Source organism: Cohnella sp. GCM10020058 (genome assembly GCF_042683485.1).
Taxonomy (GTDB): Bacteria; Bacillota; Bacilli; order Paenibacillales; family Paenibacillaceae; genus Cohnella.
The window spans coordinates 887,978-908,897 of sequence record NZ_JBHUJV010000009.1 but is presented as its reverse complement, the minus strand read 5'-3'; the positions used below and the strand labels follow the sequence as shown (position 1 = coordinate 908,897).

Annotated in this window: 21 protein-coding genes; 6 read left to right on the top strand and 15 right to left on the bottom strand. The window is 58.4% G+C overall.

The features are described from left to right. Positions 1 to 99: 99 nt before the first annotated feature. The 15 genes from ACFSR7_RS19290 to upp form a co-directional block, all read right to left on the bottom strand. The gene (locus tag ACFSR7_RS19290; RefSeq protein WP_378164333.1) at positions 100 to 4,305 is read right to left on the bottom strand and encodes a cadherin-like beta sandwich domain-containing protein; all 4,206 of its coding nucleotides are present in this window, start codon (positions 4,303 to 4,305) and stop codon (positions 100 to 102) included. Positions 4,306 to 4,858: 553 nt separating this feature from the next. Further along, positions 4,859 to 5,320, bottom strand: a complete 462-nt coding sequence (locus tag ACFSR7_RS19285) for a Dps family protein (RefSeq protein WP_378118544.1) — start codon at positions 5,318 to 5,320, stop codon at positions 4,859 to 4,861. Positions 5,321 to 5,405: 85 nt separating this feature from the next. After that, on the bottom strand, positions 5,406 to 6,416 hold the full coding sequence (locus ACFSR7_RS19280) for a YpdA family putative bacillithiol disulfide reductase (protein ID WP_378164331.1): 1,011 nt from the start codon (positions 6,414 to 6,416) through the stop codon (positions 5,406 to 5,408). Positions 6,417 to 6,553: 137 nt separating this feature from the next. Continuing rightward, the gene (locus tag ACFSR7_RS19275) at positions 6,554 to 6,955 is read right to left on the bottom strand and encodes a F0F1 ATP synthase subunit epsilon (RefSeq protein WP_378164329.1); all 402 of its coding nucleotides are present in this window, start codon (positions 6,953 to 6,955) and stop codon (positions 6,554 to 6,556) included. Between the two features lie 24 nt (positions 6,956 to 6,979). Continuing rightward, complete coding sequence (gene atpD, locus ACFSR7_RS19270; protein ID WP_277534580.1) at positions 6,980 to 8,386, bottom strand: F0F1 ATP synthase subunit beta; 1,407 nt, start codon at positions 8,384 to 8,386, stop codon at positions 6,980 to 6,982. Between the two features lie 76 nt (positions 8,387 to 8,462). Beyond that, positions 8,463 to 9,338, bottom strand: coding sequence for an ATP synthase F1 subunit gamma (gene atpG / locus ACFSR7_RS19265; protein WP_378164327.1), 876 nt, complete (start codon positions 9,336 to 9,338; stop codon positions 8,463 to 8,465). A gap of 85 nt (positions 9,339 to 9,423) precedes the next feature. Then, on the bottom strand, positions 9,424 to 10,938 hold the full coding sequence (gene atpA / locus ACFSR7_RS19260; protein WP_378164325.1) for a F0F1 ATP synthase subunit alpha: 1,515 nt from the start codon (positions 10,936 to 10,938) through the stop codon (positions 9,424 to 9,426). Between the two features lie 43 nt (positions 10,939 to 10,981). Then, complete coding sequence (locus ACFSR7_RS19255; protein WP_378164323.1) at positions 10,982 to 11,527, bottom strand: F0F1 ATP synthase subunit delta; 546 nt, start codon at positions 11,525 to 11,527, stop codon at positions 10,982 to 10,984. Beyond that, positions 11,524 to 12,009, bottom strand: coding sequence for a F0F1 ATP synthase subunit B (gene atpF, locus ACFSR7_RS19250; protein ID WP_282913115.1), 486 nt, complete (start codon positions 12,007 to 12,009; stop codon positions 11,524 to 11,526). Before atpF ends, ACFSR7_RS19255 begins: the two co-directional genes overlap by 4 nt. 115 nt (positions 12,010 to 12,124) lie before the next feature. Further along, entirely contained in the window at positions 12,125 to 12,346 is a 222-nt protein-coding gene (gene atpE / locus ACFSR7_RS19245; RefSeq protein ID WP_090116173.1) for a F0F1 ATP synthase subunit C, read from the bottom strand. A 35-nt stretch (positions 12,347 to 12,381) separates the two neighbouring features. After that, positions 12,382 to 13,137, bottom strand: coding sequence for a F0F1 ATP synthase subunit A (gene atpB, locus ACFSR7_RS19240; RefSeq protein WP_277534573.1), 756 nt, complete (start codon positions 13,135 to 13,137; stop codon positions 12,382 to 12,384). A gap of 1 nt (position 13,138) precedes the next feature. Then, complete coding sequence (locus ACFSR7_RS19235) at positions 13,139 to 13,546, bottom strand: ATP synthase subunit I (RefSeq protein ID WP_378164320.1); 408 nt, start codon at positions 13,544 to 13,546, stop codon at positions 13,139 to 13,141. Beyond that, a complete protein-coding gene (locus ACFSR7_RS19230; RefSeq protein WP_378164318.1) occupies positions 13,546 to 13,797 on the bottom strand; it encodes an AtpZ/AtpI family protein in 252 nt (83 codons plus the stop codon). Before ACFSR7_RS19230 ends, ACFSR7_RS19235 begins: the two co-directional genes overlap by 1 nt. A 359-nt stretch (positions 13,798 to 14,156) precedes the next feature. Further along, positions 14,157 to 15,296, bottom strand: coding sequence for a non-hydrolyzing UDP-N-acetylglucosamine 2-epimerase (gene wecB, locus ACFSR7_RS19225; RefSeq protein ID WP_378164316.1), 1,140 nt, complete (start codon positions 15,294 to 15,296; stop codon positions 14,157 to 14,159). A 32-nt stretch (positions 15,297 to 15,328) separates the two neighbouring features. Next, the gene (gene upp, locus ACFSR7_RS19220; protein WP_378164314.1) at positions 15,329 to 15,958 is read right to left on the bottom strand and encodes a uracil phosphoribosyltransferase; all 630 of its coding nucleotides are present in this window, start codon (positions 15,956 to 15,958) and stop codon (positions 15,329 to 15,331) included. A 175-nt stretch (positions 15,959 to 16,133) separates the two neighbouring features. Between upp and ACFSR7_RS19215 the strand changes: the two genes are divergently transcribed. The 6 genes from ACFSR7_RS19215 (at position 16,134) to ACFSR7_RS19190 (ending at position 20,468) form a co-directional block, all read left to right on the top strand. Then, entirely contained in the window at positions 16,134 to 16,820 is a 687-nt protein-coding gene (locus ACFSR7_RS19215; protein ID WP_378164312.1) for an S-layer homology domain-containing protein, read from the top strand. Positions 16,821 to 16,932: 112 nt separating this feature from the next. Beyond that, the gene (locus ACFSR7_RS19210; protein WP_378164310.1) at positions 16,933 to 17,244 is read left to right on the top strand and encodes an acetyl-CoA acetyltransferase; all 312 of its coding nucleotides are present in this window, start codon (positions 16,933 to 16,935) and stop codon (positions 17,242 to 17,244) included. Positions 17,245 to 17,369: 125 nt separating this feature from the next. After that, positions 17,370 to 17,558, top strand: coding sequence for a helix-turn-helix domain-containing protein (locus ACFSR7_RS19205; RefSeq protein WP_378164309.1), 189 nt, complete (start codon positions 17,370 to 17,372; stop codon positions 17,556 to 17,558). Positions 17,559 to 17,564: 6 nt separating this feature from the next. Further along, entirely contained in the window at positions 17,565 to 17,861 is a 297-nt protein-coding gene (locus tag ACFSR7_RS19200; RefSeq protein WP_378164307.1) for a hypothetical protein, read from the top strand. Between the two features lie 138 nt (positions 17,862 to 17,999). Continuing rightward, positions 18,000 to 19,319 carry an MFS transporter gene (locus ACFSR7_RS19195; RefSeq protein ID WP_378164305.1) on the top strand — a complete coding sequence of 440 codons (1,320 nt, stop codon included), beginning with the start codon at positions 18,000 to 18,002 and terminating at the stop codon, positions 19,317 to 19,319. 114 nt (positions 19,320 to 19,433) lie between these two features. Beyond that, complete coding sequence (locus tag ACFSR7_RS19190) at positions 19,434 to 20,468, top strand: NADH:flavin oxidoreductase/NADH oxidase (protein ID WP_378164653.1); 1,035 nt, start codon at positions 19,434 to 19,436, stop codon at positions 20,466 to 20,468. The last annotated feature ends 452 nt before the right edge of the window (positions 20,469 to 20,920 follow it).

Below are 20,920 nucleotides of genomic sequence, written 5' to 3'. Positions count from 1 at the left end.
CGATATCTTCGTTAAAATTAAGCGCGTTTCATGTAAAAAAAATCTCCCGCTCTTCAAGGGACGAAGGCGGGAGACTTCCTGGCGGGCCACGTCTATCTTTTACTCGGAGACGCGCTTAATAACGAGATTGCAGGACCAGGCAATACCTTCAAACAAGCCGGTTGCTTGAATGACGATCTCGCTCGTCCCGGGCTCCGGCGTCAGTGTATACAGGCCGTCGCTGTTCGGAGAGTAGGGGATATCGCCTACCTTAACGACGGCTTCCGCGCCCGCAGGCAGGCCCAGACCGATCCACATCCTTTCCGGAAAATCTTCTAGGCTCGCTTCATAACGGCCGGCCGCTTCATTGTATTCGAATACCGTGCTGGAGCCCCATCCGGTATAGATTAACTTGGGGTAGACAGGCGCCCCGCGATATACAACGAGATCGTAATCGAGCCGGGCCCCTTCCTCATCCCTGACAATGACGGTATACTCGCTTCGTCCCATAGGCAGCGCCCCGACGTAACGGCCCGTTCCCCCTGCACCGTAAGGCCCCAGGACAACCGCTTGCGTCGTACCTTCGTCCGTCATCCAACGCAGATCCAGCAGATCATGCGCCTCCGGTACGATCAGACGGAATCGCTTCTGCCCTTCGTAAACCCAGGAGGATTCTGCCGCTGGCTCTTGACCATGCGAGCTTTGCGCGCTCCAGGAGGCTAGCCCTACAGGCTTCAACCCTTCCGAACCATAATAAAGATGAATATCGATACTCTCGTACCTTCCGTATGCATCCGTCATTTCGATCAAAAACGCGTTATCCCCGCCAGCAGGCACAAACGGGTACGCGAAGCCGGATTCCGCCTCGTCATACGGGACGGCGACATCGTTGATCCGAACGGACAAATCCGGACCCGCACCGGTTACATTCAGTTTAAAGTCAGTTTGCCCGGGTGCATCGGCAAGCATCGCGTGAAAACGGCCGGCAAAGGTGTCGAGCTCGGCCTCGCGCAGCTCGCCGTCCAGCTTATATCCGATGCTAGCCTGAACATCCGTCGTCATGCCTAATTCAAAAGCCAGCGTGTACGCCAACGGCGGACCATCGACCGAGACCGGACGGACGACGACGAAGCCGAAATTCGCCCAATCGCTGTACACCTGCACCTCATAGCGCCCGGAACCTGCGGGTTCTTCGCTCACCTTGTCAAAGGAAGTATAGCCTCCCTGATAGACGGCATCGACCTTCACGCCTGCACCCGGCACAGGCTTGACATTCACCGCTATCGAATCGTCGGGCATAGCTGCGCGGTATAGGGTCTGCTGGGACGCGTCGCGGAGGAATTCGACGGGCGCCGCAGAGGCTTCTGGCGGATTCTGCACGGGCGTTCCAATCACGCTAGCCATCTCGTAGCCATCCGGCAAGCCGTCGCCTCTCCAGATATAAACGACGCCTTCCTTTGCGCTGGATTCGTAGCCCGGGTAATACGTGCGGACCTCCGCGACATTCCATCCGGGCGACAACGGCACGATAAAGTAGCCTTCTGCATTCCGCTGTGCCTTGATCCGATTCCCGGGGTTGCCCGGATTGTGCGGATCTGCCTCGTAAACCCAAACGTCGGATTCGACGGACATATCGAAGTTGTTGTTGCGAAGCATCAGCTTCTCGTCTCTTCCCCGTACCGATACCGTATAGTCGCCGCCTCCGACAGGCACGAGATGAACCTCGGCCCTGCCGTCCGTCGCCAGGTTGGCAGCCCATAGCTGCTGCTTGACCGCGATGTAATAGACTTCATAATCCGTTGTCGTGTTGTCTTCGGTCACGGAATAGGAGAGTCTGACGCTAACGACAGGTTCGTCCATCGACAAGCTGCCGTACAACGAGCCGTCTGCCTCTTCGTAGATCGTCTCCTCGCCGACCATGAGCCTTGCATCGGATACGACGGCCGAATCGAATTGAAACCGCATTTCCATAAGTCCATTCTCATCCTCCGGCACAAAGAGGCCATAGGACTTGCTCGCGTACGATCCGTCTTTAAAGCTGTAAAGGAGCATCGGCTCGATCGGCGTTTCTCCCCATGAGATGCCGGACGACACCAGTCCCTTGAGCTCAATGTCCAGCGGTTTGACCCATATGAATACGGTCGCGGGCGCCGACTCTTCCCCGTTTGCCATTGCCTTGTACCGAAAGCTGTCCATGCCCGAGAAGTCTTCGTCTGGCGTATAGCTGAAGGAACTGGCGTCTGCCGCATTTAAAGTCACTTCTCCGTGCTGGCTGGCGGTGACGATCTCGTAGCTCACGGCTCCGGTGCTGCCATGACTTTGTAAAGTACCGCTGACCGGCGTGTTGAAATTCGCCTCTACCGAGAAGCTCTCCGCGGTAAGCGAAGCCGCCCTGTTGGCGAACAGCTGGTAGGTCTTTGTCGCGCTGCCGATTTGCACTTTAATCGCGATCGTATTGGAGCCCGTCTGCAACGGTACGTTGTAAGACCAAGCCGCATCGGAAGCAACATAGGTGAGCGAAGCAAGCGTTGCGCCGCCCGGCGGCACGGACTGCCCATTTACCGTCACTGACGGCAATTGTGCAAGCGGCAGCTTTAGCGTCAGCGATGCCGTATTCGCGGGTATGTCGAATGTCGTAACAGGATTTGCGGCGGTAAAATCGATATGAAGCGGCGCGCCGCCGGCAAGCTCGATATCGGCGCTGTCGAGTAATTGGCGCGTTGCCGTAATCTTGTAGACCCGACTCGCCGCGCCGTTCGACGCCGTTACCTGAAGCCGGATCTCGTTATCTCCATAGGCAAGCGGGATATGAACGGCACCTCCCGCCCACGCCGTTCCGTCGACGGTCAGCTTCGCGCCCGGATCGTCCAAAGTTGGCGTGAAGTCCAGGGCGGAGACAGCACCTCCTACACTAATAGCGTAGTTTAGAACATCCGGGCTGAATACGGGACTTAGCGAAATGCCCGCCGACAACGTCAGTCCGTTCAAACGAGCATTGTCCGATCCGGGCGTCGGCGTCGGTCCTGTTCCCCCGGTGAGCGTCGGGGTCGGAGTGGGCGTCGATGTCGGGATGGGCGACCCGTGGTTGCTCGCCTTATCCCTATTGTATTTCTGCTGCTGAACGGGCGTCATGCCGGCAAGCAGCACCGCTTCGGCCTTTGCCGCCGCCTCGGCCGCAGACTTGCGGTTCGCTTCCGCTTGGGCCAGCTTGGCCGCCTCGATCGACTGCATTTGCCCCGCCAGCCGCTGCTCGATCTCCTTCAGCTTCGCCGCTTCCTCGGCCGTTTTTTTCTTCGCGGCCTCCTCGGCCAGCAGCCTGGCCTTTTCTTGCTTCGCCTTCTCCTTATCGCTAAGCCGGCTCAGCTGATCCTTGTCCAGCCCGAACGACGTTTTTTCCTGCTGTTCGATCTTCTTGACCAGCTGCTCGTCGATCTTCTTCTGCTCGATCGCCTGTTTGGCGATGACGCCCAGCAGCTCCTGCGTATTTTGAATAAACTGCTCCAGTTGCTGCTGCAGCCCCGCCGGTACGCCGCTTTGCTTGAACTTTTCGACCGTCTGCCGGTTCTCCTCGTCGATCTTCTCTTTGCTGCGCAGGATCGCTTCGATGATCTCCGGCGTCGCGTTCTTAACGATCTCCTCGATGTCCACAAGCGTCGTCAGCTCGCCCAGATCGGCACCGCTCGTCGAATCGAGCGACAGCTGCTGCGTCGGATACAGATCGATCGTCTTAGAGCCGCCCGACGAGCCGGTCTTGCCGGCGCTCTCTCCGCTCTCGCTTCCCGTCTTCTCCGCATTCTCGGACGTAAACCGCACGATGCCCGACATGACCGACGTATTCGTTCCGCCCGTCTGCGGATTGACCCGCACCAGGAACGCCGTGCCGCGCACGCCCATGATCGCCGTCGGCGTCTCCAGCTTGAAGTCGTCGTCCTGGCTCTTGATCGACTTCACGTCCACCCAAGCCGTTCCCTTGAGCATGCTGACCTTCGTCACCGTGCCCTTTTTGTCCGACAGCTTCGAAAACGTCAGCGTCGCGTTCTCCCCGACCGTGAACTTGTCGTCCTCCGACGTCCCGTTCGCGAATTGCAGCACCGCCGATCCCTTGCTCCCGGTGATCAGCTTGTCCCCCTGGTTCAGGCTCAGCTTCGCGAACGCCTTGAACAGCTTCGAGCCGCCCGCTTTTTGCACCTGCACGTCTCCGCTCAGCTGCTTGATTACCGCGATCCGCGACGAAGAAGCCGCGTGCGCCTCCCCGCCGAACGCAGCCGATACCGGCAGCAGCAAGAGCAGTGCCGCCAGCAGCGTTAATCCTAACTTCCGAATCATATCCGCACTCCCAATCCATCTTTAAAATAAGTGCTTTTGCACGATCATTCGCCTATGTATAGATGCCGCAATCCCCATTATAAATTTGGAAAAATGGCGAATATATGCGACTACATTCACAATTATCGTCATGCGCGGTCACTGAATCTGTAATGACCGCCCCATAATCGCGTTTCCAAACAAAAAAACGTAGCCGGCCAATCGCCACCCGCGTCGTTCCTCCACAGAAAAAAAGCCTGCAAATGTACATCTTCTTTCACCGATGTCGATCCTTTCGAGAAGAAAAGATGCAAATGCGCAGGTACTTTCCTCCATCAGCACGATTTCCGGCTTGTGCTTTGCATTTACCTGCACATTTGCATGTATTTCATCACTTGTCATTGGTCGGCAGAAAATACATGTACAAATGCAGGTTTTTTCGACCCGCCATACATCCGAAAAGCGCCGGCTCGCCGAACGCACGCAGCCCTGTCCACGAATGCATCATTCAAAAAAATCCCGTTCGCCGGAACTTAATCCGGAGAACGGGATTTCTAAAAAACATCGTATTCGCTTAAGCTTTCACCTTGGTCGGCACTTCGATGCCGGCAGTCGCGCTCAGCATCCAAATGTGCTTTTGCAGCGCTTCGACCTGCTTCGTGAGCAGGTCCGCCGTCGGCGCGTCGCCTGCTTCGTCGGCCAGCTCAAGCGTTTCGTTCAATCCGTTGGTCAGCAGGATGAAATCGTCGATGACGGCCTTGACCATGTCGACGTCCTTCGTCTCGCTTCCGCCTTCCTTCACCTTCGTGAGCGACAGATATTCCTTCATCGTGGATGCCGGCTTGCCGCCGATCGAGAGAATGCGCTCGGCCACTTCGTCCAGCGACAGCGCCGCGAAGTCGTAGAGCTCTTCGAACTTCACGTGAAGCGTCTGGAAGTGAGGCCCCTTCACGTACCAGTGGAAGTGGTGCAGCTTAAAGTAAATGACGCTCCAGTCCGCCAGATTTTGATTGAGATTGTTCTGGATCTTAGGCATGTGAATCCCTCCCGATTGGATAAGCTTGCTCTCCTAATTTACCCGGGAAGGGCGCTCTTCAAGCAGTTCTGTTCAAAAAGCCGTTTTAAACCGTCCGCAAGGAAGCCAGATGCGCGGCGATTTTACGTCCGTGGTAACGTCCGCTTTCGATAAATATCTCATTGGCGTCCCGGCCGGTGGAAACGACGCCGGCGAGATAGAGTCCCGGTACGTTGGTCTCCATCGTCTCCGGATCGTGCGTCGGCGGAATGATCCCATCCGGCGCCTCTACGCCCATCGACCGCAGGAAAGCCCGATCCGGACGAAATCCCGTCAGCGCCAGTACGAAGTCTGCAGGCAGCGTTTCCTTGATGATCTCTGTCCGGCCGTCAGTCGAGTTCCCATCCCTCACGCTTTCTACCGTGACCTGGTCGTAGCCGATTTCCACGACGCTGCTCTGCAGGCGCAGGTCGATCCGTCCTTTTGCCGCATAGCTGTCGAAAATCGGGCGCACCCAAGGCTTGATGTTGGCGGATACCGATTCTCCCCGGTATACCACAGTCACCTTCGCGCCTACGCGCTCCATCTCCAGCGCCGCGTCGACGGCGGAGTTGCTGCCGCCGATGACGACGACGCGCGTCCCTGCGTATGGATGCGCTTCGGTGAAAAAATGGCTCACATGCGCGTGATCTTCGCCGGGAATGCCGATCCGGTTCGGATGATCGAAGTAACCGGTGGCGATAACGACTTTGCGTGCATGCGTATTCGCAGGCTGGCCGGATCTGCCCACCGACGTGACCCGGAACGCGTCGCCGTCCCGTTCGACGGCCGTGACGCCTTCATAGCGGCGAATCCGCAGCTCGCGCCTTTCCGATACGATGCGATAATAGTTCAACGCCTCAAGCCGGGACGGCTTGTCGTTTGGCGTAATAAACGGCACGCCTGCGATCTCGAGCATCGGCGCCGTGCTGAAAAACTGCATATTGACCGGGTAACGGGAGATCGAATACCCGACGTTTTCCTTTTCGAATAGTAAAGGGTTGAAGCCCTGGTCCTGCAGCTCGGCCGCGGCCGACAGGCCGCAAGGCCCGGCTCCTACGATGACGATATCTTCCATTGCGCAGTCGTCCGCCTTTCCTCGTGATGGCTTCGCTTAAGTATACGCCCACTGACGAGCGGTGTAAAAAACGCAGAAATCGCCGGGAGGCGGCTTCCTGCGAACAGGTGCCGCCTCCCGGCGATTTGCGTTTAAACTTAGTTTCCGCCGCCGACCCGAATCCGGGTGAGTGCGCGCTGCAGTGCAGCCTCGGCCCGTTTGTGGTCGACTTCGGTTTGCTTGTGGTTCAGACGATCCTGCGCGCGTTCCTTGGCGAGCTCGGCGCGATGAACGTCGATATCGCCGCCAAGTTCCGCGGATTCCGCCAGGATGACGACCTTATCCTTGCGGACTTCCATGAAGCCGCCGTGAACCGCGATGAACTCATCGTTGTTCCCGATCTTCGCCTTGACGGGCGCGATCTTGAGCGGCGTTACCAGCGGGATGTGATGCGGCATAATGCCCAGATCCCCGTCTACGCCACGGGCGACAACCATGTTGACGTCCTTGTCATAGACGGTCCGCTCGGGGGTGACGATCTCCAAACGTAAGGTGCTCATATCGATACCTCCATCAAAAGCGGATTAGAGCCCTTGAGCGAGCTTCTTCGCCTTCTCGACTGCGCCTTCAATCGAGCCGACATTATGGAACGCCGGTTCCGGAAGATCGTCATGCTTCCCTTCAAGGATCTCTTTGAAGCTGCGAACGGTATCTTTAACCGGCACGTATACGCCAGGCATGCCGTTGAAGGCTTCGGCAACGTGCAGCGGCTGGGACAGGAAAAGTTGGACGCGACGCGCGCGCAGAACGACGAGCTTGTCGTCCTCGGACAGTTCGTCCATACCGAGGATAGCGATGATATCGAGCAGTTCCTTGTAGCGCTGGAGCAGCTTCTTGACGCCTTGCGCGACGGCATAGTGCTCTTCGCCGACGACTTCCGGCGCCAGGACGCGGGAGGACGATGCCAGCGGGTCGACGGCCGGGAAGATACCCATTGCCGCGATGTTCCGCTCGAGGTTCGTCGTCGAGTCCAAGTGAGCGAACGCCGTAGCCGGAGCCGGGTCGGTATAATCGTCCGCCGGTACGTAGATCGCTTGGATCGAGGTAACGGAACCTTTTTTCGTGGAAGTGATCCGTTCTTGCAGTTGGCCCATTTCGGTAGCAAGCGTCGGCTGGTAACCTACTGCGGACGGCATCCGGCCGAGGAGGGCGGATACTTCGGAGCCGGCTTGCGTGAAGCGGAAGATATTGTCGACGAACAAAAGCACGTCGCGGCCTTCTTCGTCGCGGAAGTACTCGGCCATCGTCAGACCCGTCAGCGCGACGCGCAGACGCGCGCCCGGAGGCTCGTTCATTTGGCCGAACACCATCGCGGTCTTCGCGATAACGCCGGAGTCGCTCATTTCATGGTACAAGTCGTTACCTTCGCGCGTACGCTCGCCTACGCCTGCGAATACGGAGATACCGCCGTGCTCCTGAGCGATGTTGTGGATGAGCTCTTGCATCGTAACCGTCTTGCCGACGCCTGCGCCGCCGAAGAGGCCGACCTTACCGCCCTTGGCGTAAGGCGCCATCAGGTCGATGACCTTGATGCCGGTTTCCAGGATTTCTTGCGACGTCGACAGTTCGTCGAACGGAGGCGCCTGGCGGTGAATCGGATTCGCGATCGTGCGGTCGACCGTACCGGCGTTGTCGATCGGGTCGCCCAGCACGTTAAATACGCGGCCGAGTGTCGCCGGTCCGACCGGCACCGTGATCGGCGCGCCGGTATCGACGGCTTCCGTACCGCGGATGAGACCGTCCGTCGAAGACATGGCGACGGTACGGACCATGTTGTCGCCCAGATGCTGCGCGACTTCGACCGTCAGCTTGACTTCGCGTTCGCCGGTCTGATGAATTTGGATTGCGTTGAGGATGTCCGGCAGATGGCCGTTGTCGAACTCGATGTCGACGACCGGACCCGTAACCTGGACAATGCGCCCCTTGCTCATTCGTGTCCCTCCTGTAACTTCAGTCTATATCCGTATCCTTCGCTTTGCGGGCGGCCTGGCCGCCGCAAACGAAAGTTTAGCTTAATGCGTTTGCGCCGCCGACGATCTCAGCGATTTCCTGCGTAATGGCCGCTTGACGTGCGCGGTTGTACGTCAGGGTCAGCTCGTTGATCCGTTTGGTGGCGTTCTTGGTCGCGTTGCTCATTGCCGTCATCCGCGAACCGAATTCGCTCGCCTTGTTCTCCAGCAGCGCGCTGTATACCAAGGTTTCCGCGTACTTCGGCAGCAGGACGTTAAGCACAGCTTCCGGAGACGGCTCGTATTCGTAGCCTGCGCTCGGACCTGCCTGATTCGTCGCGCCAAGCGCCGAAGCGTCGAGCGGCAGCAATTGCTTGACCGTCGGCATTTGCGTGAGCGCGTTGATGAACCGGTTGTAGACGAGATAGACCTCGTCGTACGCCCCCTGCTCGAACCCGCCTACAGCCGCAGCCGCGATTGCCTTCACGTCGGCGAACTTCGGAGAGTCGGGTACGCCGATGACGTCCTGGACGATCGCGTAATCGCGGCGTTTCAGGTAGTCGCGGCCTTTGCGTCCGATGACGAACAGATCGTACTCCGCCTTGGACTTGTGCTTGCTCTTCAGCGTATCCACGAACTTCTTCAGCAGACCGCTGTTGAGACCGCCTGCCAGACCGCGGTCGGACGTAAAGACGATATACGCCGTCTTTTTCACCTCGCGGGATTGGAGCATCGGGTGCTTGACGCTTCCGCCGCCGCCCGCGATGCTCGAGACGACTTCCTTGAGCTTGTCGGCATAAGGCCGGCCCGCGAGCGCCGCATTTTGCGCGCGCTTGAGGTTCGCAGCCGCGACGAGCTCCATCGCCTTGGTGATCTGCTTCATGTTCTGCGTGCTCTTGATCTGACGCTTAATCTCGCGCATCCCTTTAGCCATTCATGTCACCACCTTATTGTCCGCGCCGGGCGACCTCGCGGTCTTGCGCCGGCGCGGAAGCTTCTATGGCCGAAGCCTTCGCTAATTAAGCGGTCGTAGCGAAGCTCTTCTTGAAGGCGCCGATCGCTTCGACGAGCGCCTTGTCGTTGTCGGGCAAAATGTCCTTCGAATCGCGGATGGACGCCAGAATCTCCGGGCGTTGCGCATCCAGATAGCTCAGGAATTCGGATTCGAAGCGGCGAACGTCTTGTACCGGCACGCTGTCGGCGTGGCCTTTGGTGACCAGGTACAGGGAGACGACTTGACGCTCCAGCGGCATCGGTACGTTGATGCCTTGCTTCAGAATCTCGAGGGTACGGATACCGCGGTCGAGACGGGATTGCGTGACCTTGTCGAGGTCGGAGCCGAACGCTGCGAACGCAGCCAGCTCGCGGTATTGGGCGAGGTCGGTCTTGAGCGTGCCCGCGACCTTCTTCATCGCCTTCGTCTGCGCGGACGAACCTACGCGGGATACCGAGTTACCGACGTTGACCGCCGGACGCTGACCGGAGTAGAACAGGTCGGACTCGAGGAAGATCTGACCGTCGGTGATCGAGATGACGTTCGTCGGGATGTAAGCCGAGATGTCGCCGGCTTGGGTCTCGATGAACGGCAGCGCGGTGAGCGAACCGCCGCCGAGCTCGTCGTTCAGCTTGGCTGCGCGCTCCAGCAGACGGGAGTGCAGATAGAATACGTCGCCCGGATAAGCTTCGCGGCCCGGAGGACGACGGAGCAGCAGGGAAAGCTCGCGATATGCTGCGGCTTGCTTGGTCAAGTCATCATAGATGATCAAGACATGCTTGCCGTTGTACATGAATTCTTCGCCCATAGCGCAGCCGGTATAAGGCGCGATGTAGAGCAGCGGGGACGGCTCGGATGCGCTCGCCGTAACGACGATCGTGTAATCCAGCGCGCCTTGACGGCGGAGGGATTCGACAACCGTACGGACGGTCGATTGCTTCTGGCCGATGGCGACGTAGATACAAATAACGCCATTGCCCTTTTGGTTGACGATCGTGTCGATCGCGATCGTCGTCTTGCCGGTCTGGCGGTCGCCGATGATGAGCTCCCGTTGGCCGCGGCCGATCGGGATCATGGCGTCGATGGCCTTGATGCCGGTTTGCATCGGCTCGAATACGGACTTACGGGCCATGACGCCCGGAGCCGGAGATTCGATCGGACGGAACTTCGTCGTCGCGATCGGACCGTTGCCGTCGACCGGCTGGCCCAGCGCGTTAACTACGCGGCCGAGCATCGCTTCGCCGACAGGCACTTCCATGATGCGGCCGGTACGCTTGACTTGGTCGCCTTCGCGAATGCCGGTGTACGGGCCCAAGATGACAACGCCGACGTTGTCTTCTTCGAGGTTGAGGGCCATGCCCACGACGCCGTTCGAGAATTCAAGCAGCTCGCCGGCCATCGCTTTTTCCAATCCGTGGACGCGAGCGACGCCGTCGCCGACCGTGATGACGGTACCGACGTCAACGACTTGGATATCGGATTGATAGTTCTGAATCTGCTGCTTGATCAGCGTGCTGATTTCTTCAGGACGGATACTCAAATTCGTTCACCCCTGTCTCCTACTTACAAGATACATGCGTATATTACAGACTCGTTTGAAGTTCTTTGGATAGACGGTTCAGCTTGCCGCGCAGGCTGCCGTCATAAAGCGTGTCGCCGATGCGGACGGTCATGCCGCCTATCAACGATTCGTCGACTTGACCGATGACACGCACCTTCTTGCCGATAATCGCCGCGAATTGCGTCGAGATTTCTTCGGCTTGATCAGGCGTGAGCGGCTTGGCCGAGGTGACCAGGGCGTCGGCGCGTCCGAGGACGCCTCCGGCGACCGACATGTACGCGTCCAGCACAGCCGGGATCTCGGTCTCGCGACCGCGCTCGACCAGCAGGCTGACCGTGTTCAGCACGATCTGGGATACGTTGTCGCCGAACGTGCTGCGCAGCAGCGCGATTTTCTTGTCCAGCGTGATGTTCGGGGCCGACAGAAAAACGCGCAAGTCTGCGTTCGCTTCGATCGCGTCCGCGACCAGCTTCAGCTCGTTCTCCGTGCCGGCTACCGCGTCTTGCTCGCTCGCCAGATCGAAGAGCGCTCTGGCGTATCGTTTGGCTACGACCGTGCCGCGGCTCATGACTTCTTACCTACGTCTTTGAGATATTGATCGACCAGTTCGCCTTGGGCGCCCGCATCGACTTGCTTCTCGAGGATCTTGCTGGCGATCTGAACGGACAGGCCGCCGACTTCGGACTTGAGCGAAGCGATTGCCTTGTTCTTCTCGGCTTCGATGTCGCGTACCGCCTCTTCCTTCAGGCGGCTCGATTCGCCGCGCGCCGCGGAGATGATGTCGTCGGCTTGCTTGGAGCCGGTCGACTTCGCTTGCTCGATAATATCATAGGCTTCCTTGCGCGCTTGCTGCAGCGATTGCTTCTGCTCTTCGAGGAAACGTTCGCTCTCGGAGCGGTTGCGCTCGGCCGTGTCGATCTGCTCTTTGACAAGCTGACGGCGCTTTTCCATAATGCCGAACAGCGGACCGAAGGCGTACTTCGACAGCAGCAGATACAAGATGCCGAATGCGATGACTTGAACAAAAAAGTTGGTCCATGTGATGGTCAACGATAGCCACTCCTTTCACCCAAAAACTGTCGATCAAATCCGAATTGCGCCCTCTTGCATAAGGAAGGCGTGGAGGCAGATGGCTCTCCGCGCCTAACGTTATAGATGAAATTGCTTACTTCGCCATGAAGATGAACGCGAGGACGAGGGAGATGATCGGCAGTGCTTCTACCAGACCTACGCCGATGAAAGCCGTCGTTTGCAGAGCGCCGCGCAGTTCAGGCTGACGGGAGATGCCTTCGACCGTCTTGGAGAAGATCAGACCGTTACCGATACCGGCGCCGAGCGCGCCAAGGCCGAATACGATTGCAGCTGCTAACAGAGCATAAATTTCCATTTGTGAATATCCTCCTCGAATTGGGTACTTTGAGATTAATGATCTTCTTCGTGAATGCTAGCCTGACCGATATACACCATGGTCAGCATCGTAAATACGAACGCTTGGATGGCGCCTACGAATATACTGAAGCCCTGCCAGACGAGGAGCGCCGGAATCCCGACCCAACCCATGCCAAGGATAACGCCGATCATGACTTCGCCGGCGTAGATGTTGCCGAACAGCCGGAGACCCAGCGTCAGCGGCTTGGCCACCGTCTCGATCAGGTTGATCGGAAAGAAGAACGGCCACGGCTCGAAGTAATGCTTGAGATAATGCTTGCGATTGTGGCGGAATCCCTGAATGTGCGAGATTACGATCACGGTGAGGGCGAGACCCATTGTCATAGCGGCGTCTGCCGTAGGAGACTTCCACCATGCGAAGTGGGCTTCCTCTTCGCCGTTCATGAACAGATCCATACCGAGGAACGTCGCGTGACCGTGCGCTTCGGTAATGAAGTTGAACGGAAGGCCGAGCATGTTGCCGATGAAAATGTAGATGATCAGCGTAAGACCGAGGCTCAGGTAGACGCGACCCCGCTTGAAGTCTGTCGCCATCCCGATGATGTTGCTGACGAACTCGACGACCCATTCCATAAAATTCTGCAGCTTGCCGGGATTGTCCACGGACAGGTTGCGGACGGACAGGCGCGCGAGTACAAATGCGACGATGCTGGTCACGATGACCATTATGATAGCCGCAAGGTCGAACTTCACACCGCCGAGAATGACGATTGGCGCTAAGTGATCCATGTTAGTGCTTTTCACCCCTTTCATCGGTGGCGTGGCCGCCTTGGCGGCGTCTGGACAAGATACCCAGTAGGAGTGTTGCCAACGGCGCCGCAATTAATCCCGCTACGGTAGCCGGGAGATTGAACTCGAGCAGGCGAACCGACACGAACGCGGCGAGCAGGGCCAACGCGGCGCGGGAAAGGAAGCCGAACCCCGAACGGGGTCTTCTGCCGCCGGACGCGGCTTCGCCGATCCGAACGGTCTTCCAAGCCAGATGCCACGCGACGAGCAAGCTGCCGATCGCGCCGATCAGGAATCCTCCGAAGACAGTCTTGTACGCGGGCAATAGCGCCCACCCCAGACATCCTATGGACAAAAAAAAGAACGTAATGCGGGAAACCTTCTTCATCAAAGCAGGCAAATCGTCCATCATTTGCCCCTTCCCTTGACGGCGAACTTCCGAATAAGGCCCACAGCCGAACCGATGCCGGCGACGAGGCCGACGATAAGTCCGACCAGATACCAAGTTGAGGTGCCGCGGTTGCCGTCAACGACGGATCCGATCCACCAGCCCAGGCCGACGCACACGGCCAGTTCGACACCGATTGCGGTTACGAGCCCGGCTGCGCGCCACGGATTCTCGTCCGGCGGCAGAGGCGGTTTTCCTTCGGATTCGGGCATGGACATCCGCTCCTTCGATCCCACTAACAAGAAAATCGACTAAAAGTAAGCCCTTTCTTCCTAATGGTTCAGGTAATATTGTATCCTTGGCCGATGGGATTTGTCAATTCGCATAAATTCAAACATTATGTGAACGCAAGCCCGTCAAACCCTTGATAAATCTGGATTCTTCCGTTGTTAGAACCATACAGTTGCGCTGTACGCTGTAGACAATTCACCAGGCATTCCTTCTGCGGTGCGAGCGGATTCGTCATCCGGCGAAAAATTCGCCGTCATTATTTGGCACCTCGCCTATGCACAAAAGGCGACGGCCCGCCCAAAGGGTCTCTCTCCCCTGTGCTTAACCGTCGCCGGGCTCGTCAACCCTCGAAAGCCGACGGCCGTTCTCCCCTGCCAAAATGATGCAGAATCGCCTGAGCGATCCGCCTGGAAGCCTGCCCGTCCCCGTAAGGGTTTGCGGCATGGCTCATCCGTTCGTACAGCGCCGGATCCGTGAGCAGGGCGCTCGCCCTGTCGAAGATCAGATGCTCGTCCGTACCGACAAGCTCCAGCGTACCGCCTCCTACGCCTTCCGGGCGCTCCGTCGTATCCCGCAGCACGAGTACGGGCACGCCGTAAGAAGGCGCCTCCTCCTGAATGCCGCCCGAATCGGTCAGGATCAGGTGCGTGTGCTTGTAAAAGTTGTGCAGCTCGACGACGTCGAGCGGATCGATCAGCCGGATGCGCGGATGGTCGCCCAAAATCTCCTCGGCCGGTCCCTTGACGGCCGGGTTGGGATGCACGGGGTAGACGACGGCGATATCTTCGTGCGCTTCGGCAAGCTTGCGGACGGCGCGAAAAATCTGCCGGTGCGGCTCTCCTTGGTTCTCGCGGCGATGCGCCGTCATGAGGACAAGCCGCTTGCCCTTTGCCCAGTCTAGTACCGGATGAGAGAAATCCGGCTTCACCGTGTACTGGAATACGTCCGTCACCGTGTTGCCGGTCACGTAGATCCGATCCTCAGGCTTGCTTTCCTTGCGCAGGTTGCCCGCCGACCATTGGGTCGGCGCGAAGTGCGCGTCCGCCAGCACGCCGGTCAGCTGCCGGTTCATTTCCTCCGGATACGGAGAGAGCTTGTTCCAGGTGCGCAGACCCGCCTCGACGTGACCGATCTGGATCTGCTGCAGGAACGCGGCATAGCTCGCGAGAAAGCTCGTCAGCGTATCGCCGTGCACGAGCACCATATCAGGCTTGGCTTCGGCCAGAATCGGCTCCAGTCCTTGCAGGACGCGGATCGTGATCTCGTTCAGCGTCTGGCCGACCTGCATGACGTTCATATCGTAGTCCGGCCGGATATCGAAAATATCCAACACCTGATCGAGCATCTGCCGGTGCTGCGCAGTTACGCAGACGGTGGATTCGATTAGTCCGGGGTATTTTTGCAGCTCCAGCACGAGCGGAGCCATCTTGATCGCTTCGGGGCGCACGCCGAATATCGACATGATTTTAATCGGTTTCACAAGTCCGTACCTCCCACAAGCCTAGCTCTGCTTTATTTGGTTCCGTAAAGCCGGTCGCCGGCGTCGCCGAGGCCCGGCACTATGTATCCATGTTCGTTAAGGTGCGAATCCAGGGCGGCTACGAAAATGTCGATCTCCGGATGCGCCTCCTGGACGGCCTTGACGCCCTCGGGCGCCGCGATAAGGCACATCAACTTGGTGGGTTTGCAGCCGCGCTGCTTCAGGATCGAGATCGCCGCGTTGGCCGAGCCGCCCGTCGCGAGCATCGGATCCAGAACGATGAGCTCGCGCTCCGTCACGTCGGTAGGCAAGCTGACGTAGTACTCGACCGGTTGAAGGGTTTCCTCGTCCCGATACAGCCCGATATGGCCTACCCGCGCGGATGGCAGCAGCTTGAGCACACCGTCTACCATGCCGAGGCCGGCGCGCAGAATCGGGATCAGTCCGACCATCCGGCCCGCGATAATCTTCCCCTCAGCTTCGATGACGGGCGTCTGCACCTTCGTCGTCGTGAGCGGAAAATCGCGCGTGGCCTCGTACGCCATCAGCGTGGAGATCTCGTCCACAAGCTCCCGGAATTGCTTGGTCTCCGTCTTTTTATCGCGTAAAAAAGTGACTTTATGCTGAATCAGCGGGTGGTCGCAAACTTGCAATCGCCCCATGGTGTTCCTCTCCTTTGTCCGTTCAGATGCCCGTTCATTATAACATTGTCTCCTCCGCGGCGCATCCATGCGTCGCCAAGGCTTCCCGGCCGCACATGCCGTGCAGAATCCCCTGCAACGTTGGCCGCGGCGCGCCGATATTCATATCAGAAACAAAAAAGGGAGGCGTGTTAATTTGAAAAAGACAAAGCAAGCTTTATACGCGCTGGCGGCAGGCGCGCTCTTGCTGGCGGCGCTCGGCGGAAGTGCAACCGCGGCTTCGGCCGACAAGACGGCGGCGGAAACCAAGCTCCAGGCGCTGATCGATGCCGGCATCGTCGCGGGCGATCAGAAGGGCAACCTCAATCTTGGCGACAACATTACGAGAGCCCAGCTAGCCATTATTATGGTACGCGCCTTCGGTCTGGAAAGCGAGGCCAAGCCGCCCGTTCAGACAGCTACCTTCACCGACGTTGCGCCGGGATCCTGGTACAGCGGCTACATTTTGACGGCCAAAACCCTGATCGAAGACAACGGCTACAAGCTCGGTACCGGAGACGGCAAGTTCAATCCGAACGGAAACGTCACGTCGGCCGAAGCCGTCGCGTTGCTGTGCAAGTTCCTGGGCATCCAACCGGACGCGACGATGGCCGATTGGTCGGCCGCTTACGTCAAAGCGGCGTTGGAGAAAGGCATTCTGGACGCCAACTCGGCAAAAGGAATCAGCAAAACCAAGCCCGCCACCCGCGAGACTGTCTTCACGTACGCGAATACCGCATTCGGCGCCGTGAAGGACAAGGAAGGCAAGACGGTTTACGACAAATTAAAAGAAGGCGTCGGCAGCGGCGTATACAACAAAAAAGAGAGCGGGACCGCGCCTTGAAGACCGCCCGCAGCGCCGATTGAGGGGCATTTCCCGCGCCTATCCATTCATCCGTCACCCCCGGGCCTTTCTCCGCATAGGCTAATGACACAAAGCCCAGGGAGGATTGACCATGACTTCGAAAAGCAAGGCCTTGGACAACAGCGCGCATATCTACGAGGCCGATCAGGATTGGGTGGCTGGCGCCAAGCAGATTCGACAAAAGCTGTCCGACGTATGCGGCGCTCATCATAACCGAAATGTGCGCGTAAAAACGATCGACGGGCACACGTACGAAGGAACGGTCGTCGGGCTCGACGGCTGCCACCTTCATCTGGCCGTTTCGCCCAGCGTTATGGACGCCCGCTTCTTCGGTCCGTTCGCGGCAAATTCCATTTTGACGCTTGTACTGTACGAATTGCTTGTTATTACATTGCTTATCTAACGAAAAGTACCGCAGCCCTGCTGATCCCTCAGCTTGACTGCGGTACTTTTCCGTTTGCGGGTGACATCGCCATCCTCGCTTCTTTTCTTGCTATAACCTAAAACACACTATGTAGGTCTGTTATATTGGATTCCCTCCAACTCCATCATTTCCAACGCCTCGCCCGACTGGAGCATATGACCAAGGCCGCGGCAGAACTGCATATTTCGCAGCCTTCCTTCGCTCAGCCAATCTTAGCCAGAATGGAGGAAGAGCTGGGCTTTCCGTTATTCGATCGCAACGGCAGAAGCCTGTCGCTGAACGAAGCGGGATGATTGTTTTTGTCGCGTGCCTCGTCGCTGCAGATTGGCGTCTCAAGCGAGTCGGAGCGACTGACGCGCGAGCAGTTCGATGCGCTCACGGCTCCCCATGAAGCGCTGGCCGTCGGCAGTCCCGAGCAGATCGCGGACAAAATTTTGTTCCAGTACGCGCTGCTCGGCCACCGGCGCTATTCCCTCCAGCTCAATATCGGCGGCATGCCGTACCCCCTCGTCGCCAAGTCCATCGAGCTCTTCTCGACGGTCGTTGCCCCTGCCGTACGGAAAGTGCTCGCCGCAGCCGAACAACGGACGTTTTGAATGCGGACGAGACTCGCCGCGGCGGGCCATTCCAGATTTTTTTCAAATAATCATCATGTTATTTCCGGCATTCGTTCATCCTAAGCGGACTGCGCCCGGACCGGGCATGGAATTTTCGACAGTCACCAGGAGGTCGGTATGCCGGGTACTTCTTCTAAATCCCCGTTTTCGCCGCAGTGGGGCAAGACGCGCGGAAGAACATTTACGGACATCAGCCCTAAAGGGGGCAAGTCCGCCAGATTCGACCGCCAGGCGGTGCTGTTGCTGGCCGTGCATGCGCTTTTTACCTGCGGCAACGCGCTGTCCGCCACGTTCGTCAATATTTATATTTGGAAAATCAAACAGGACTACGCGCTTCTCGGGTGGTTCGCCGTCGTTCACCAGCTCGCGATGTCCCTTACCTTCTGGCTGGCCGGAAAATGGGTCAAGGAAGGCAACAAAATGAATGCCCTGCGGGGTGGCGTCATCGCCGCCGCCGCTTTCTACGGGCTCGTGCTCGCGCTCGGCACGCGCGCAACGGATGCGGTTCCGTTGCTTGGTCTTGTCCAGGGTATCTCCTCGGGGTTGTTCTGGCTTTCCTTTAACGTCGTCTACTTCGAAATTACGGATCCCGGCAACCGGGATCGTTTCAACGGCTGGAGCGGCTTGCTCGGCTCGCTGTCCGGCATGCTGGCGCCCTGGCTCTCCGGCATTCTAATCGCAAGCAGCGGCGGCAACACGGGCTATCGCCTCATATTCGGGATCTCGCTGGCAATCTTCATCGCAGGCGCGGCGCTGACGTTCGGGCTGCACAAGCGGGAGCCCGCCGGCCGCTATGACTGGCGGATCGGCCTTAACAGGCTGCTGCGTGCAGGAAGCCCCTGGCGGGCCATCACCTGGGCGATGGTCGCCCAGGGCTTGCGGGAAGGCATTTTCGGCTTTGTCATCGCGCTTCTCGTCTACACGTCGACAGGAAGCGAAATGAAGCTCGGCAGTTTTTCGCTGTATACGTCTGCCGCGGCGCTGCTCAGCTTTTGGATCGCGGGCAGACTGCTTAAGCCGAAGGGCCGTTACTGGGGTATGTTCATAGGGGCGGTCATGCTCATTGCGTTCATCGTCGTCCCTCTATTCTGGGGAACGGGCTACTCGCAGCTCCTCATCTTCGGTCTCGGGACTGCCATTTTCATGCCACTCTATTCAATCCCGTCGGTCTCCGTCGTTTTCGATCAGATCGGCGGCAACGAAGCGGACGTGAAGCAGCGGGAAGAACGCGTCATCCTGCGGGAGCTGGCGCTCAACGCCGGCCGCTTCCTCGGCACGATCGTGTTCATCGTCTGCGTATCGCAGAGCGCGAACCCGTTACTCATCCGCGTGCTTCTGCTCGTCTTCGGCAGTTCGCCGCTATTAGCGTGGGCCATGCTGCGCAAGCGTCTGCGCAATGGGGTAGGCGCGACTGCGGTAAATAAGGGACACCCCTAGCTAACCTAGCCAATCGCAAATCCCAGCTTTCTGCTTGCATAACTGTGTATGATCAAGTTACAATTACAACTGATACTTTATTGCATACAGTTGAATGGAAAGTGAGTGATGAACGTGAGCAGTCTCGGATCTCCTTATTCACTAAAAGGATTAGCGCTTCGCAACCGCATCGTCATGAGTCCGATGTGCCAGTATTCCGTTGACGCAGAAGACGGCGCGCCTAACGATTGGCACTTCGTTCACTACGTTTCCCGCGCAGTCGGAGGCGCCGGCCTCATTCTCGTCGAGATGACCGACGTCGAACCCGATGGACGCATCTCGAATAGAGATCTCGGCTTATGGTCGGACGAGCAAATTCCGGCTTACCGGCGTATCGTAGACGAGGTCCACAAGCACGGAGCCAAGATCGGCATCCAGATCGCGCACGCCGGGCGCAAGGCGCTTGACGCAGAACCGCCGGTCGGCCCGTGGAACGAGCCGTTCGACAACACTGCCAAGCAGCCCCGCGCGCTCAGCACCGAAGAAGTCTGGGCACTGGTCGGCAAGTTCGCGGACGCCGCAGTCCGTGCGGTCAAGGCCGGTTTCGATACAATCCAGCTCCACGGCGCTCACGGCTACTTGATCCACCAATTCCACTCGCCGGGCATCAACAAGCGCGACGACGAATTCGGACGCGACAAAGCCAAATTCGGCGTCGAGATCATCAAGGCCGTCAAGGCCGTCTTGCCTCCCGATATGCCGCTGCTCATGCGGGTGTCCGCGATTGAGTATGCGGAATATGGTTACGACCTTGACCATATTCTGGAGGTCTCGCGCGTTTACCGCGATGCAGGCGTCGACCTGTTCGACGTCTCCACCGGCGGCGAAGGCGGTCCGGCAGTGAAGGGGAAGCCCGGCAACTATCCGGGCTACCAAGTGCCGTTCGCGCGTGCGCTGAAGGAAGCGCTCGGCGTCCCGGTCAGCGCCGTCGGCATGCTTGACGATGCCGAGCTAGCCGAGCACGTCGTCGCATCGGGCGACGCCGAGCTGGCCGTCATCGGCCGCGCCATGCTGCGCAACCCGTACTGGGCGATCGACGCGCTGCGCCGTCTCGATGGCAAAACCGACGTCGCGAAGCCCTATGAACGCGGCTATCCCGTTCATCGCTAATTTAACGCCGTCTGTGGGTCGACGCGGGTAACCCCCGCGTCGGCTTTTGCATTGTCGTCGCATAAGCTAAAGCCGTCGCCTCTTATCGCCGCATTCTGCTACTGTGCACCATTCTGATGCACCATCCACCCCGGCACCCGCTACTCATCGCCTCACGCGTCTACCGTGCACTATTCTTGTGCACCACCCCCAACACCAGCGCCTCATCGCCTCCCCCCGGCCACCGTGCACTATTCCTGTGCACCATCACTCCGACGCACGAGACAAGTTATCTATAGATCTGACTTTCACCCGGCAAGTAGCGATACTTGTTTTTGTGATCCGGGAAAAACGCAAAAAGTAGATGGAAGCATACGTCAATCCGGACTTTAGCCGCAGCAATCTGGCTCCTTTAGCTGTCCGGAGCGTCGCGGCCCACCAGAAGGCGAATGCTTTTTCAAAATGTCGGTTGG